The sequence below is a fragment of the Flavobacterium saccharophilum genome (assembly GCF_900142735.1).
In the GTDB taxonomy this organism is placed as follows: Bacteria; Bacteroidota; Bacteroidia; order Flavobacteriales; family Flavobacteriaceae; genus Flavobacterium; species Flavobacterium saccharophilum.
This window is the reverse complement of record NZ_FRBY01000005.1, coordinates 390,791-405,088: the sequence shown is the minus strand read 5'-3', so window position 1 is coordinate 405,088 and position 14,298 is coordinate 390,791. Positions and strand designations below refer to the sequence as shown.

Annotated in this window: 16 protein-coding genes and 2 tRNA genes; 10 read left to right on the top strand and 8 right to left on the bottom strand. The window is 33.7% G+C overall.

Annotation, left to right across the window (positions count from 1 at the left end):
- Positions 1–126: 126 nt before the first annotated feature.
- A complete protein-coding gene (locus BUA98_RS17610) occupies positions 127–366 on the bottom strand; it encodes a hypothetical protein (protein WP_072974678.1) in 240 nt (79 codons plus the stop codon).
- Positions 367–815: 449 nt separating this feature from the next.
- On the opposite strand from BUA98_RS17610, the gene BUA98_RS17605 reads away from it, so the two are divergent.
- Both BUA98_RS17605 and BUA98_RS17600 read left to right on the top strand, forming a co-directional pair.
- The gene (locus tag BUA98_RS17605) at positions 816–2,375 is read left to right on the top strand and encodes an NAD(P)/FAD-dependent oxidoreductase (protein WP_072974676.1); all 1,560 of its coding nucleotides are present in this window, start codon (positions 816–818) and stop codon (positions 2,373–2,375) included.
- Between the two features lie 6 nt (positions 2,376–2,381).
- Positions 2,382–3,476 carry a DUF6630 family protein gene (locus tag BUA98_RS17600; protein ID WP_244279225.1) on the top strand — a complete coding sequence of 365 codons (1,095 nt, stop codon included), beginning with the start codon at positions 2,382–2,384 and terminating at the stop codon, positions 3,474–3,476.
- 135 nt (positions 3,477–3,611) lie between these two features.
- Here BUA98_RS17600 and BUA98_RS17595 read toward each other — a convergent pair whose 3' ends face one another.
- From BUA98_RS17595 to BUA98_RS17585, 3 genes are all read right to left on the bottom strand, one after another.
- Positions 3,612–4,571 carry a quinone oxidoreductase family protein gene (locus BUA98_RS17595; RefSeq protein WP_072974675.1) on the bottom strand — a complete coding sequence of 320 codons (960 nt, stop codon included), beginning with the start codon at positions 4,569–4,571 and terminating at the stop codon, positions 3,612–3,614.
- A gap of 72 nt (positions 4,572–4,643) precedes the next feature.
- On the bottom strand, positions 4,644–5,306 hold the full coding sequence (locus BUA98_RS17590; protein WP_072974673.1) for a hypothetical protein: 663 nt from the start codon (positions 5,304–5,306) through the stop codon (positions 4,644–4,646).
- A 27-nt stretch (positions 5,307–5,333) separates the two neighbouring features.
- Positions 5,334–6,743: an aminopeptidase P N-terminal domain-containing protein gene (locus BUA98_RS17585; protein WP_072974999.1), complete on the bottom strand. Its 1,410-nt coding sequence runs from the start codon at positions 6,741–6,743 to the stop codon at positions 5,334–5,336.
- 262 nt (positions 6,744–7,005) lie between these two features.
- On the opposite strand from BUA98_RS17585, the gene BUA98_RS17580 reads away from it, so the two are divergent.
- Entirely contained in the window at positions 7,006–7,443 is a 438-nt protein-coding gene (locus BUA98_RS17580; protein WP_072974671.1) for an META domain-containing protein, read from the top strand.
- Between the two features lie 62 nt (positions 7,444–7,505).
- On the opposite strand, the gene msrA is transcribed toward BUA98_RS17580, so the two are convergent.
- Entirely contained in the window at positions 7,506–8,114 is a 609-nt protein-coding gene (msrA, locus tag BUA98_RS17575) for a peptide-methionine (S)-S-oxide reductase MsrA (RefSeq protein WP_072974669.1), read from the bottom strand.
- 7 nt (positions 8,115–8,121) lie between these two features.
- Positions 8,122–8,676 (bottom strand): peptide-methionine (R)-S-oxide reductase MsrB, encoded by a 555-nt coding sequence (gene msrB / locus BUA98_RS17570; protein WP_072974668.1) that lies wholly within the window; start codon positions 8,674–8,676, stop codon positions 8,122–8,124.
- Positions 8,677–8,973: 297 nt separating this feature from the next.
- On the opposite strand from msrB, the gene idi reads away from it, so the two are divergent.
- The 7 genes from idi (at position 8,974) to BUA98_RS17530 (ending at position 12,075) form a co-directional block, all read left to right on the top strand.
- Positions 8,974–9,501 (top strand): isopentenyl-diphosphate Delta-isomerase, encoded by a 528-nt coding sequence (gene idi, locus BUA98_RS17560; RefSeq protein WP_072974665.1) that lies wholly within the window; start codon positions 8,974–8,976, stop codon positions 9,499–9,501.
- A gap of 21 nt (positions 9,502–9,522) precedes the next feature.
- The gene (locus BUA98_RS17555) at positions 9,523–9,933 is read left to right on the top strand and encodes a 6-carboxytetrahydropterin synthase (RefSeq protein WP_056195575.1); all 411 of its coding nucleotides are present in this window, start codon (positions 9,523–9,525) and stop codon (positions 9,931–9,933) included.
- 3 nt (positions 9,934–9,936) lie between these two features.
- Positions 9,937–10,395 carry a peroxiredoxin gene (locus tag BUA98_RS17550; protein WP_072974663.1) on the top strand — a complete coding sequence of 153 codons (459 nt, stop codon included), beginning with the start codon at positions 9,937–9,939 and terminating at the stop codon, positions 10,393–10,395.
- A gap of 55 nt (positions 10,396–10,450) precedes the next feature.
- On the top strand, positions 10,451–11,419 hold the full coding sequence (locus tag BUA98_RS17545; protein ID WP_072974661.1) for a type I phosphomannose isomerase catalytic subunit: 969 nt from the start codon (positions 10,451–10,453) through the stop codon (positions 11,417–11,419).
- Between the two features lie 57 nt (positions 11,420–11,476).
- A complete protein-coding gene (locus BUA98_RS17540) occupies positions 11,477–11,743 on the top strand; it encodes a hypothetical protein (RefSeq protein WP_026982865.1) in 267 nt (88 codons plus the stop codon).
- A gap of 78 nt (positions 11,744–11,821) precedes the next feature.
- A tRNA-Thr gene (locus BUA98_RS17535) sits at positions 11,822–11,895 on the top strand.
- A gap of 106 nt (positions 11,896–12,001) precedes the next feature.
- Positions 12,002–12,075: transfer RNA gene (locus BUA98_RS17530), tRNA-Thr, on the top strand.
- A gap of 524 nt (positions 12,076–12,599) precedes the next feature.
- Here the strand turns inward: BUA98_RS17530 and BUA98_RS17525 are convergent.
- Positions 12,600–13,316, bottom strand: a complete 717-nt coding sequence (locus tag BUA98_RS17525; RefSeq protein ID WP_072974660.1) for a DUF4369 domain-containing protein — start codon at positions 13,314–13,316, stop codon at positions 12,600–12,602.
- Positions 13,317–13,446: 130 nt separating this feature from the next.
- Positions 13,447–14,259, bottom strand: a complete 813-nt coding sequence (locus tag BUA98_RS17520; RefSeq protein ID WP_072974658.1) for a hypothetical protein — start codon at positions 14,257–14,259, stop codon at positions 13,447–13,449.
- Positions 14,260–14,298 lie beyond the last annotated feature (39 nt).

The following is a 14,298-nucleotide window of genomic DNA, read 5'->3' as shown; positions in this document are numbered from 1 at the left end:
TTCAATATTTAATCCCGAAGCTTCGGCACCAAATTCCACAAAAGAAACAAAAAGAAAACAGTAAAATATAAATCCAAATTCCAATTACTAGCGATAGTGTGGAATTTGGATTTTTTTATTTGGAATTTAACCTTCAAACACTTCCCCACGATGTGGTTTCAAAGCATCTCTTACTGTAATCATATTTTCTTCGATAACCACCATAAAAGCTGTGGCATGCATGCCGTTTACAATTTTAAAACCCGTAATATTTAGCGGAAGCTTTTCTATAGCGATATATTCTTTCAAATGAATTTCATGATGTTCTGCTGTTTTTGCAGAAGCAGGACCACGGAAATCCCAAATTAATTTTATTTTTCTAGACATTATTTTTTAAGGTGCAAAGGTTTAGAGTTGCAAAGGTACAAAGTCTATTTTGAAAAAAAGGTTCTAAGGTTCTGAGATGCTAAGGTTCTGAGTTTTTTTTTTAGAGATGCACTGCAGTGCGCTTAATTGTTCTTTAAAAGAAATCTTTTTAACCTAAATAATCTATGGCTAAAAATAAATGGTAAAGATTTTAGGAAGAAGAGAAAAGTTGCTAGATAATGAACCGCAAAGTGCGCTAAGATAATTTTACTTTACGCATAGAAACCACATCCCGAAGCTTCGGGACGCAAAGCTAGATTAACACAAAGCTTTGCGAACTTTGTGTTTTTAAAAACATACCTCTAAAAAATCTTAGCGTACTTTGCGGTTAATTATACAAAGTCATTTCAAAATGTTATTTTTGCATGTTCTTTTCATAGATAGAAAAGCTAATTGAAAAATAAAATACAATGCCAAGAGAACTTTTACTTCAGGTAACTCCGGAAATAGCTGCAAACGAATTGTTGCTAAAAGACTATTTGTCTAAACAAATAAAGGTTTCTCCTAAGGAAATTCAACATATTTCTATTTTAAAACGTTCGATTGATGCGCGTCAAAAAGCGATAAAAATTAATTTGAAAGTAATTATTTATTTGCAAGGTGAACCTTTTCAGGAAACTAAAATCGAATTGCCTTCATATAAAGACGTTTCTTCTGCACAGGAAGTTATTGTGGTTGGAGCTGGTCCGGCCGGACTTTTTGCTGCCTTGCAATTAATTGAATTAGGCTTAAAGCCAATTGTAATCGAACGCGGGAAAGATGTTCGAGGACGTCGACGTGACTTAAAAGCAATCAACGTGGATCATTTGGTGAACGAAGATTCTAATTATTGTTTTGGCGAAGGTGGAGCAGGAACATATTCTGATGGAAAATTATATACACGTTCAAAAAAGCGTGGCGATGTTACCAGAATTTTAGAGCTTTTAGTAGCTTTTGGAGCTTCTGAAGATATTTTGGTAGAAGCGCATCCGCATATCGGAACCAACAAATTACCTAAGATCATTGAAGATATCCGAAACAAAATCATCGAATTTGGTGGTCAGGTTTTGTTTGATACGAGAGTGACCGATATTTTAGTAAAAAATAATGAAGTTGAAGGAATCATAACGCAAACCGGAGACAAGATTCTGGCGAATAAATTAATATTAGCGACGGGGCACTCGGCGCGGGATATCTTTGAATTATTAGATAAAAAGAAAATTTTTATAGAAGCAAAACCTTTTGCTTTGGGAGTTCGTGCAGAACATTCTCAGGAATTAATTGACAGTATTCAATACAGTTGTGATTATCGTGGCGAGCACTTACCACCAGCACCCTATTCAATCGTAAAACAAGTTAACGGTCGTGGAATGTACTCTTTTTGTATGTGCCCAGGTGGTGTAATTGCACCTTGCGCTACAAGTCCGGGTGAAGTGGTTACCAACGGCTGGTCGCCATCGAAACGTGATCAGGCAACAGCAAATTCCGGAATTGTAATCGAATTAAAATTGGAAGATTTTAAACCTTTCGAGAAATTTGGTGCTTTGGCCGGAATGGAATTCCAAAAAAGTATTGAACAAAAAGCATGGCATTTGGCGGGAGAAACTCAGAAAGTTCCTGCACAAAGAATGATCGATTTTACTCAAAATAAAGTTTCGGCAGATATCCCGAAAACATCTTATGTTCCGGGAACAACTTCGGTTGAAATGGGGCAGGTTTTTCCTGGATTTCTATCGCAGATTTTGCGTGAAGGTTTTAAGGAATTTGGAAAATCGATGCGTGGTTATTTGACTAACGAAGCGATTTTACACGCTCCGGAAAGCAGAACGTCGTCACCGGTCAGAATTCCGAGAGATCCTATTACTTATGAGCATTTACAAATAAAAGGTTTGTACCCTTGCGGAGAAGGAGCGGGTTACGCGGGCGGAATTATATCAGCTGCTATTGATGGCGAGAAATGTGCATTAATGATTGCTGAAACTTTAAAATAATATATTTTGATAAAAGATTTCTTTTCTAATTTATTCGGTAGAAATAACGATCCAAAATCGATTGTTTCCTTTGATGTTGTTGATTCAATTTATTCTTATCTATATAATGAAGAGAATAGATTAGAGATTAAACTAAAGGGAATCTATGATACGGTTTCGGTGAATTTATATTCGTTTCCAAATTCATTTAATAATGAAGAAGCGCAAAACGGAATTAAGAAAGCGGGATTAAAAAATGCGTATGAAGTTTTAAATGAATTGTATAAAAAGCTCAATATTGGAGCTATTTCAGAAGAGGATATTCAGGCAGAATTAGAATTCGATTATATTCATATTCAGTTTTACACACAGCCAACTCCGGAAATGAAAAAACATTTAAAACATGTTTTGCATAATTTCGTCATTTTCTTTTGTTGTACCAATAGTTTAGAAACCAATGATTTTAGAATTTTGTATAATAATAATTATTTTCTGGATTATGTTGGAGGAATACTTGATACGGAATATATTGATATCAAGGATCCGAAAAATGATGTTCAGAAATTAGGTTTTAAAGAATTTGAAAGAGTGCTGCAAGGTATTTGCCAATATATGCAAATCGAATTACCCGAAGGTATCCAGCTTCCCTCACAAGAGAGTTTATTACCGGAAGAAGTTGATATAAACCAAGGAACTTTTGAAGAATTTATCAAGCTGGTTTCAAGAGGAAATGTTGAAGAAAAATTACTTCAGAAACAAGCTAAAAAGCTTTTGAAGAATTTTAAAAAAGAAGCAAAAGAATATCATAAGATTGTTAAAAATCATTGGAGTTTTTTTGAAAGCATAGATTGCTGGAACAGCGATTGGAAATTTGATCCTGAAGATGCAGAATATTTTATTTCAGAAATGATAGGTGAAGATTTGAATTTCGAATATCCTGAAGAAACCTACAGCCATGACTTGTTTCCCTATATTCAATCGGCTCTGGAAAAACGTGATCTTGAATTAATGACATATGATACACAGGGAGATAATTATTTGTTTTTTGTTGCCAATAAAAATGAGGTTGACAGAATCTTAGAATTGTCTGAATTGACCAAGATTGAGATTAATCAACTATAAGAGATTTTTTTTGCGTGAGGGATAGGAGGAAGCTACCGAAGTAGCCCGGATAGCCCGACACCAATATAAAAAGGGGCGACTAAGCGATGCTATAGTCAGCCCCTTTTTATATTGGTGGCACGCCCAGATTATTATTTACGGAATCAGAATTATTTTTCCGGTACTTTTTCGGCTTTCTAGATAATCATGAGCCAATTTTCCTTCGGATAATTTGAAAGATGTTGGTGTTGAAAGTGTAATTTTTCCTTCAATAATCCAATTGAATAATTGATTGGCCCTTTTGATTCTTTCTTCTTTGGAGTTTAAATAGCTCCATAAATCGCCGCCTGTTAAAGTTTTAGAACCGTCCATCAGCATTCTTGGATCTACAGGTGCCGGATCGCCGCCCGCCATTCCGAAGAAAACGACTTGTCCGCATTCTTTGGTGACTTCGAAACTTTCCATTAAGGTACTTCCGATGCTGTCGTAAGCAACATCAACACCTTTTGGTGCTATTTTGAAAACTTGCGATTTCCAATCGTCATTATAAAGAAAAACATGATCTGCGCCTTGCTCAAAAGCTACTTTTGCTTTTTCTGATGATGAGGTTAAACCAATTACATTGGCGCCTAAAAGCTTGCTGATTTGAGTTAGTGTCTGACCGACTCCACCGGCAACGGCATGAATTAAAACGGTTTCGCCTTTTTGAGTTTTATGGCTGTCTGTTGCTAAATAATGAGCGGTTAAACCTTGGAGTAAAATTGACGCTGCAGTTTCAAAAGATATCGCTTCCGGTAACGGTAAAACGTGATTTATATTTACGGTAACCAACTCTGCATTGGCGAAAGGAACATCGGCGAAAGCCACACGATCACCAATTTTGTATTCGGAATGATTATTGGCATCAACTACGATTCCAGCACCTTCATAACCGGCAATAAAAGGCGGATTTCCTTTTAAGTGGTAATTTCCCTTTCGTCTGTAAACATCGGCAAAATTTAATCCGATGGCTTTCATTTCGACTAAAATCTCATCGCTTTTTAATTGCGGATTTGGAATTTCGATGTATTCTAAAACATCTGAATCTCCAAAAGTAGAGAAGGTAAGTGCTTTCATTTTTTAAAATTTTGAGGGTACAAAGTACGGTAAAATATAATTTACAGTTTGAAACGCCCTCATTAAAGAGTTTTAGTTTTCAGATTGTATTTCGGTGGTTGTGTTTTCAGTATTACAGTTTAAATTATAGAATTTTACAACTTCATAAATATCATCTTTTTTGTATTCTTTGTTGTTTATCTTTTCAACCAGAACCGGACAATCTTTAAAGTATTCTGAAGCTGTTTTTTTGAAATTTTTGCTCAAACTTCCCAGTGAAGTAATTATTGAAACTTCAAATTCCTCTCCATGTGCAATATAATAAATCGTTACAGAATTGGAAACCATATTCATTCCTGAAAAACCATTAAAACCATTATTTGACATCGTCGGACCAAAATTATGGCCCGAAAATTCATTTTTATATAAACTTACTTTTCCCTCTGTAATGACTTTTAACCAAAAAGGAAATCCGTCTTTTTGCTTTTTGTATTTATAAACCTGTAAAACACCATCATTTTCTATTACAATTCGATCAATTATCATAGGATCATAATCGGTGCTTTTTGCTTCATCATCCAATTTGAATTTGATAAAATTATCACCTTTAATTTTTCCTAAGCCGGTTATAGATGTATTGTCATCAAAGTAAATCGTGCATTTTTGTTTTTGCGAATGTGATGTAAAAATAATGCTGAAAAATAGTAGAAACAATAAGAAATACTTGCTTGTTATAATGTTTTTTTTGGATTTCATTTTTGGTTTTGAATACTTTTTTGCTTTTTATATTTTAGGGAATTTCATGTCATTGAAAGTACTTTTTTGTGCTGCCATTTTTTCGACATCTTCCCATTTTCTTGGTGATTCTGCTGATAGATTTTCATAGGAATCTTTTGTAATCGCGATATCATCTTCGATACGAACACCAATGTTCCACCACTTTTTATCACATTTACTATTTGCCGGAATGTAAATTCCTGGCTCAACAGTAAAAACCATATTTTCTTTTAAGTTTCCTCCATAATTTCCTTTGTCATGAACATCTAAACCAAGAAAATGGGAGCAGCCATGCGGGTAATAAAGTCTGACGTCTTTAGGATCTGTAATGATTCCTAATTTTATTAATCCGGCAGCAATTACTTCTTTTGATTTTTTATTTAAATCCTGAAAAGGAGTTCCTTCTTTACAGATTTTAAAAACTTCTTCCTGAGCATCATAAACCAATTGATAAATGGCTTTTTGTTCTTCAGAAAACTTGCCATTTGCAGGAACTGTTCTCGTTACGTCTGCAGAATAACCATGGTATTCAGAACCAACATCCATTAATAATAATTGATTGTCCATTTTTGTACTGTTGTTTTCGCCATAATGCAAAATACAGCCATTTGCGCCAACACCTACAATTGGTGGATAACCTTCGCCTTCGGCACCATATTTTTTGTGAATGTAAGCATGAATTCCATCAGCTTCATTTTCGCTCATATCCGGGCCAACCGCTTTCATAACTTCGTTGTGGGCAACACAGGAAAGTTTAACGGTTTTGCGCATTAATTCCATTTCTTCAGGAGTTTTGATTTCTCGTAGGGAGTTGGTAATTTTTGTAAAAGTTTTTGCTGAAGCTTTATCTTCACTTACAATACCGGCTTTTGTTTTGAAAATCTGAATTAGATTAAATAAATCTGCAGGATCGTAGGTATTGTCTTGAATTCCAGGTGATGATTCGTCAAAAATAATTTCATCAAATTTTTTGAAGTCAATAGCAAAGGCATTAAAATCAGAACCATTATAGGCTTTTGAAAATCCTAATTTAGATTTAGCACCTTCAACTCCTAAACGTCTTCCTGTCCACATTTCTCTGGCAGCATTTTTTTCTCTTACAAAAAGTACTTCGTTGTAAGTTTCGCCAGTTCCCTGATTTTCTTTAAAAATTAGTAAAACGCCATCTGGTTCTTTGTAGCCAGTTAAATAATACATATCAGGATTTTGATGGTAATTGTAGTTAACGTCTTTTGAGAAAACTCTTTCCGGATAGGAAAAAACGACGGCAACCGAATTAGCAGGCATTAAATTTCTAAAAGCTTCGCGTCGGCCTTTGTGAAATTCTTTTGAAAGATAATCTGTTGGAAGGTTTTCTTGTGCCTGAATATGTATCGCACTAAGTAATAAAGTAAACAATAAAAGAAATTGCTTCATTTTGTTTTGGTTTTTTATTGATGATTTTAGTTTTTTGATCATCGCAAATTACAAAAAAAATGCAATCGTATGTTTTTATTTAAATGTTTGGTTTATAGTTTTTTAAGTAAAATGACGTAACTTAGAAATCAGAAATTGGAATTTAATAATGAAATCTTGGGCCTTTTATTAAATATTTAATATTAATAAAACTTGCGGTCAGGCACGAATATTGAGAAGAGAATATTTTGTAAAACAATTTTAATCTTAAAAAGTAAATTTTATGAAAAAATATACAATTGCAGTCGTTTCAGTTTTAACCTTATTACTTACTTCATGTATGGCATCAAAAGAAGCCAAAAGCACCGCCAATATTTATGATACAACCTGGGAATTAGAATACATTTCAGGACCAAGAATTGCTTTTGAAGGATTGTATCCAAATAAAAAACCACAAATTACTTTTGATCAGAAAGAAACAAAAGTTTATGGTAATAATGGATGCAACGGATACAGCGCACCTTACACTCTAAATGGAAAATCTTTAACTTTTGGAGAACCAGGGCCAGCAACGATGATGTTTTGTGAAGGGGGAGGAGAACAACAGTTTTTGCAGCAAATGAAAAAAATAACAAGTTATGCTATTGATAAAGACGGAAAGTTAAATTTGATCGAGGGCGATGTGCCAATGATGAGATTTAAAAAAGTGGCTAAACAATAGTTTTAAATGGACATAAAAGAAAAGGGAAATGAGTTACTTCATTTTCCTTTTTTTATGAGTTTTTATTTCTTTTTGAGTTTGTCTTTAAACACTTTCTCAAATTTCTCTATTTTCGGCTGAATTACCATTTTGCAATACGGCTGATTTTTGTTGTTTGCATAATAATTCTGATGATAATCTTCGGCTTTATAAAACTTTTTAAAAGGTTCTACTTTTGTCACAATCGGGCTGCTGTAGACTTTTGCTTTATTAAGTTCGGCAATAATACTTTGAGCTGCTTTTTTTTGTGCGTCGTTTTTATAAAAAATTACAGATCGATATTGTGTTCCAACATCGGCACCCTGACGGTTTAAAGTTGTCGGATCGTGAACCGTAAAGAATACCTTGAAAATTTCATTGATATCGGTTACGTTTTTATCGTATGTAATCTGAACGACTTCAGCATGACCAGTTTCGCCAGTGCAAACTTCTTCGTAAGTAGGATCAGCAACATTTCCTCCGGAGAAACCGGAAACAACAGATTTTACTCCGTTTAGATCTTCGTAAACCGCTTCAACACACCAGTAACATCCGCCGCCAAGTGTGATCGTTTCTAGGTTTGAGGACTTTTTAGTTTGAGAAAATCCGTTTAAGGATAAAGCAAATAGGCAAATTAGAATCGTATTTTTCATTTTCGTGTTATTTGTTATCAGGAATAAAGTCCAGGGCAATTGAGTTCATGCAATAGCGTTTTCCGGTTGGTTCGGGTCCATCATCAAATAAATGGCCTAAATGCCCACCACAGCGTCCGCATAAAGCTTCAATTCTTTCCATTCCAAGTGAATTATCTTCTTTGTAAACCACGCTCTTTTTATTGTCTTGTTCAAAAAAGCTTGGCCATCCGCAGCTACTGGAAAATTTGGCTCCAGATCTAAAAAGCTTGTTTCCGCACGATGCACAATAGTAAGTTCCTTTTTCATCGGTATTCCAATATTTTCCTGTAAAAGGTCTTTCAGTATCGGCCTCACGCATTACGGCATAAACATCTTCCGGTAGTACTTTTTTCCAATCTGTATTGCTTACATGTAGTACAGTTGTATCAGTATTTGAATAATAAGGATTTCCGGGTTTATTGATTTTGTTTTCCATAACAATAGTTTTTGTGTTTTGCTTTTTTGTTGATTGGCCGCATGCCTGCAAAATAAAAAGCGGAATTAAAAAGCAAAGGCTGAAAAATTTAGTTCTTGTATTCATAATTTTTGAGAGGCTGTAATTTTGTAAGTCAAAGGTACGACGAGAGTTAGTTTAGAAATGTCGGTTAATTTACAATTGAGATTTTTTTAAGTATGTTTTAACTTTTTTTTATTTACGTAAAAGCAGAGCGTGTAGTTTTTTAAGCTTAATTTTAAACGATTTTAAATAATTAGGTGTTTTTAAAGTTCTGAATTGTAAAGACTTGTGAAAATCATGGCTCGTTAAACTTTTCACAATCTTTTTCAGGATTTTCAAGCCATTTCTTTTTTCGTATTTTTGTTTTGTACAAAATGCCATATGATAGAAGAAAACGTAATATTAGTCAATCAAAATGATGAACAAATTGGCTTAATGCCAAAATTGGAAGCGCATGAAAAAGCACTTTTGCACCGTGCATTTTCTGTTTTTATCTTAAACAGTAAAAACGAAGTAATGTTGCAACAGCGTGCTCATCAAAAATACCATTCTCCGTTGCTCTGGACAAACACCTGTTGCAGTCATCAGCGTGAAGGTGAAAGTAACATTGAAGCCGGAAGCCGAAGATTATTTGAAGAAATGGGTTTTAAAACGGAACTGAAAGAACTTTTCCATTTTATATATAAAGCTCCTTTTGATAATGGATTAACGGAGCATGAGCTTGATCATGTTATGATTGGGTATTTTAATGAAAGTCCTGCGATCAATCATGATGAGGTAGAGGACTGGAAATGGATGAAGATTGAAGACATAAAAGATGATATTGAAAAACAGCCCGAAATTTACACCGTTTGGTTCAAAATAATATTTGATGAATTTTATCATTATTTAGAAGACCATAAAATTTAACCAAGACAACCAAAAACCCAAATGAAAGTAACCATATCAAGAAAAGCACATTTTAATGCTGCACATCGATTGCACAGGAAAGATTGGACGTTTGAGAAAAACAATGCTGTTTTTGGAAAATGTAATAACCCCAATTTTCATGGTCATAATTATGGTTTAACAGTTAGTGTTACAGGAAAAATTGACCCAGAAACTGGTTTTGTTTTAGATGTGAAAGTATTAGCGGATATTATACACGAAGAAGTAGAAATACCGTTTGATCACAAAAATCTGAATCTGGATGTTCCGGAATTTCAAGATTTGAATCCAACTGCTGAGAATATTGCAGTTGTGATATGGAATAAAATTAGAAAAAAAATTCATGCCGACTTTGATTTAGAAGTCGTTTTGAATGAAACGGACCGCAATTTTGTAACTTATAAAGGAGAATAATAAATGTCATTAAAAATAGGAGATATAGTTCCGAATTTTACTGCTAAAGATAGTCATGGAGAAGTTTTTGAAAGCCAGAGTTTTTTGGGCCGAAAGCCACTCGTGATCTATTTTTATCCAAAAGATAATACTCCCGGGTGTACTACTGAAGCATGCAGTTTTCGGGATCAATACGAAGATTTCAAGGATTTGGGTGCTGAAGTAATCGGTATTAGTAGTGATAGCGTAAAATCGCATCATAAATTTGCCAAGAAACATGAGTTGCCTTTTATATTGTTATCAGATCCTGATAAAAGACTGAGGCAGCTTTTTGGAGTGCGAAATAATTTATTTGGTCTTTTACCAGGAAGAGTAACGTATATTATAGATAGAAATGGTGTTGTAATTTATGTTTTTGATAGTATGAATGCAGCCAAACACATTGAGAAAGCCTTAGAAACAATTAGAGAATTAGTATTATAATCATAGAATTTGTATTAGTTCAAAAACAATTTAATAAAGAGATTAGCCAATAAAAATGAAACCAAACTTATACCCTTTACAATTCGAACCCATTTTGAAAGACAGAATCTGGGGCGGAGAAAAATTAAAAACCATTCTGAATAAACCAATAGTTTCTAAAATTACCGGTGAAAGCTGGGAATTATCAACAGTTGAAGGCGATGTAAGTGTTGTTGCTAATGGCGTTTTGAAAGGAAAATCATTAATGGATCTTATTGATGAAAAACCAAATGAAATTTTAGGAACAGCAGTTTACAAACGTTTCGGAAAACAATTTCCATTACTTTTTAAATATTTAGATGCCCGTGAAGACCTTTCTATTCAGGTTCATCCAAATGATAAATTGGCAAAAGAACGTCATAATTCTTTTGGTAAAACAGAAATGTGGTATGTAACACAGGCAGATACCGATGCAAGGATTATTGTTGGTTTTAAAGAAAACTCTAGTAAAGAAGAATATTTGAAACATTTAAATGATAAAACTTTAGTTTCGATTTTAGATACTGTAAAAGCAAAAGCTGGAGATGTTTTCTTTTTAGAGACAGGTACGGTTCATGCCATTGGCGCCGGACTAGTTGTGGCCGAAATTCAACAAACTTCAGATATTACGTATCGTTTGTACGATTTTGATCGTAAAGATGCACAAGGAAATACAAGAGAATTACACGTTGATTTGGCTCTTGATGCGATCAATTATAATAAAGTAGATACTCAGAAGAAATACGATACTAAAGTTAATACTTCAAATACGGTTGTAGACTGTCCTTATTTTACCACCAATTTTATACCCTTAGAAAATAAATTAGAAGTTTCTAAAACAGGTGAGTCCTTTACAGTTTATATGTGTATTGAAGGCAGTTTTGAAATTGAATATGATGGCTTTAAACAAACCTATATAAAAGGAGATACGATTTTGATTCCGGCTGAGATAAATGCATTTATTTTGAACGGAAAAGCTTCTATTTTAGAAATTTACATTTCATAGGGCTAAATATAAAGATTATATGTACTTTTGCAGACGCAAATTAAAATAAAAATAAAAATGGCAAACGTTAAAAATTTAAAGAAAGACATCAACTTCGTATTAGGAGATATTATTGAGGCAATTTACTTATTTGAAATGTCTACTACAGGAAATCCTACTCCAGAAACGAATGCTTTGATCGATCAGGCTATTGCTGCTTTCGATACTTTGATCACAAAAGTGAACGCAAAGAACGTTGAAAACAAAAAAGCACACTTCAAACAAATCAATGTTGAATTGGAAGAAACTGCTAATCAATTGATTGCTAAAATCAACGAATTGTAAGCAAAAAAAAGTATAAAAAAGTGCAAATTTATTTTGGTAAAACGAAAAACCGCTTTATATTTGCACCCGTAATGAGTCGCCAGCGTAGCTCAGTTGGCTAGAGCAGCTGATTTGTAATCAGCAGGTCGTGGGTTCGAGTCCCTCCGCCGGCTCAACATAAAACCATCACTTTTTAGTGGTGGTTTTTTATTTAAATTTATTGCAAATTTATTTTGGTAAAAACGAAAAACCGTTTTATATTTGCACCCGTAATGAGTCGCCAGCGTAGCTCAGTTGGCTAGAGCAGCTGATTTGTAATCAGCAGGTCGTGGGTTCGAGTCCCTCCGCCGGCTCAACGTAAAACCATCACTTTTAGTGGTGGTTTTTTTTTGCTCAAAACTTTTGAAAAAATCCCCAAAAATAAAATGGATCAATACATATTGTTGTGGAGAAATATTAAAATGCTGAGTTTATGTTTTTAAAATCAAATAGAAATGCAGGATCTTTTAGAATCAACGCTAGATGTTTTTGGGAAACATTGAAAATTTCATACATCTTAATTATTTTTTAACACAGAGAACACAAAGCTTTTTCGCAGAGTTCACTAATTTTTAAGTTGTATTTACACAATCTAAGTCCGCAAAGCTTTGTGAACTTTGTGTTTTTACTAAACTTAGAATATTTAAAAAAACGCTGTGTTCTCTGTGGTAATTTTTTTTTCTCTCCACAGCTTTTCGTATTGACCCAATAAAATCCCAAATTCCAATTACAGATATATTATTTCTGTGAAGATTGGAATTTGGGATTTTATTTTTGGAATTTCCATCATAAAAAAAAGTCCTGAATATAATTCAGGACTTTTTTTATGGGGTAAAAACTATTTTTGTTCTTGCTTTTTAATGTCAGCAACATATTTGGTTAGCTTTTTTCCGTAAAGAGATTGTGCTACTTTTGGAGTCATTGATTTTTGAATAGTATCAAGAAACTTAATGTTGATGTCGTAAATCTCAGCTAAAGCAATGTAAGGTGCTATTTCGTGATCTTTGTGGTTAATGGCGAAGTTTGTAGCGTACAGGTATTTTCTCTTGATATTAGATTGCTGTTTTGCGTCAATACTATCAACTGCTTTTTGATCTTGTCTTTTAAGTGCTCTAAATTTTGATTCAACCATATTTAGGTTTTCGTCATTAAAACGAGAATTTATCTTTTTGTATTCTTCATATAATTCCTGGTTTTTTGATCCTGTTATTTTAGCACCGTAAATAAAATTATCCAGATTGGTTTCGATATTAATATTTCCAGGTTCTGCAAAAAAGAGAATGTTATTGTCCATTGAGTTACTTACTCCACGATCCAGGAATAAATAAAGCATTTCTGGAGATTCTAATTTGATATCGCGCTCAAAACTTGAGTTTCCGTCGATTTTGACACTGTCTATTGCAACAAGTGAGGTGTCAACAATTCTTTGAATATATAAAGTTCCGTTTTTTAATCCTTTAATGTTTCCTGTGATGTGCAGGTTGTCAGCAGATTCTTTTTTGCTGCATGATGCTAATAGAGCAAGTGCAACAAAGGCAATAATTGATTTTTTCATTGGTTTTTAGATTTTGGTGCAAAATAAAGAAAATAGTTTGAATGTAGTGTTTGGGATTTAAATTTTAATAAAAATAAATCCCAATTTATTTCTAAATTGGGATTGCTGTATTTTTATAAAAATGAGACTTTTACATTGATAAGTTATAGCCCACTCCGCTTTCGTGTGTGTAAGTAAAATTGCTGTCACAATCATTGTTTCCGTAGTCAATAACTCCTTTAAGGAAACCACCTTCTACTTTTAATTTTCCTTTAGAGATATAATCGCATGATTGTTTTTTGACTAATGTTTCCTGAACTGTCAATGTTAACGTTGCTCCTTTGTCTGTTGTAACAGTATGGGTTCCTTCTGTCATTTCATAAACATTATCGGTTAAAACATAAGGAGTGTCAACACCAGCAGTTTGTTTTACTGTATGCATCCCAGAGTTTGTATAAACTCTTCCCTGAAGATCGGTAAATTTTCCGTTAGTAACTTTTCTGCTCCATTGAGGTACAGTTGGAACAGTAGTAGTGTTTGTATACTCAATTGTTCCTTCCAGTTTTATACCATTAATAGAATAATCAATTCTTTCAATAGTTAATTTACTTCCAGTTGTGATAATTGGTCCTGAAAGTGTAATTTTTAGTTTCCCTTTTCTTATAAGTTGGCTATCTGTACAACCTGTTGTCCCATAATCAACTGTAAATATTTTTGGATAAGATTCTCCGGAAACAGTAATTGTAGCGCAAACGCCTGGAACATCTGTAGCTGATTTTGCAGTTGGTGAACTACTGGTTACTAGTAATCCGGTATTGATATCCATTTCGTTCGCTGCATCAATTACAACAGAGGCTCTTACAGCAGTAGTGTCAGTTCCATTGACAATATCATCATTTGAACATGAAACATAAATTAATGCTGTAGCACAAATACTTAAAAGTAAAAAAGCTGTTTTTTTCATAGTAGTTTTAGTTTAAGATTAGATTAAAAAGGCATTCAA

Excerpts from the sequence above, each read along its gene's own strand:
- BUA98_RS17520 (WP_072974658.1), bottom strand. The coding sequence starts at position 14,259 with ATGAAAAAAACAGCTTTTTTACTTTTAAGTATTTGTGCTACAGCATTA.
- BUA98_RS17545 (WP_072974661.1), top strand. The coding sequence starts at position 10,451 with ATGAAACCAAACTTATACCCTTTACAATTCGAACCCATTTTGAAAGAC.
- BUA98_RS17610 (WP_072974678.1), bottom strand. The coding sequence starts at position 366 with ATGTCTAGAAAAATAAAATTAATTTGGGATTTCCGTGGTCCTGCTTCT.
- BUA98_RS17540 (WP_026982865.1), top strand. The coding sequence starts at position 11,477 with ATGGCAAACGTTAAAAATTTAAAGAAAGACATCAACTTCGTATTAGGA.
- BUA98_RS17590 (WP_072974673.1), bottom strand. The coding sequence starts at position 5,306 with ATGAAATCCAAAAAAAACATTATAACAAGCAAGTATTTCTTATTGTTT.
- BUA98_RS17605 (WP_072974676.1), top strand. The coding sequence starts at position 816 with ATGCCAAGAGAACTTTTACTTCAGGTAACTCCGGAAATAGCTGCAAAC.
- idi (WP_072974665.1), top strand. The coding sequence starts at position 8,974 with ATGATAGAAGAAAACGTAATATTAGTCAATCAAAATGATGAACAAATT.
- BUA98_RS17550 (WP_072974663.1), top strand. The coding sequence starts at position 9,937 with ATGTCATTAAAAATAGGAGATATAGTTCCGAATTTTACTGCTAAAGAT.
- BUA98_RS17595 (WP_072974675.1), bottom strand. The coding sequence starts at position 4,571 with ATGAAAGCACTTACCTTCTCTACTTTTGGAGATTCAGATGTTTTAGAA.
- BUA98_RS17555 (WP_056195575.1), top strand. The coding sequence starts at position 9,523 with ATGAAAGTAACCATATCAAGAAAAGCACATTTTAATGCTGCACATCGA.
- BUA98_RS17585 (WP_072974999.1), bottom strand. The coding sequence starts at position 6,743 with ATGAAGCAATTTCTTTTATTGTTTACTTTATTACTTAGTGCGATACAT.
- msrA (WP_072974669.1), bottom strand. The coding sequence starts at position 8,114 with ATGAAAAATACGATTCTAATTTGCCTATTTGCTTTATCCTTAAACGGA.
- BUA98_RS17525 (WP_072974660.1), bottom strand. The coding sequence starts at position 13,316 with ATGAAAAAATCAATTATTGCCTTTGTTGCACTTGCTCTATTAGCATCA.
- msrB (WP_072974668.1), bottom strand. The coding sequence starts at position 8,676 with ATGAATACAAGAACTAAATTTTTCAGCCTTTGCTTTTTAATTCCGCTT.
- BUA98_RS17580 (WP_072974671.1), top strand. The coding sequence starts at position 7,006 with ATGAAAAAATATACAATTGCAGTCGTTTCAGTTTTAACCTTATTACTT.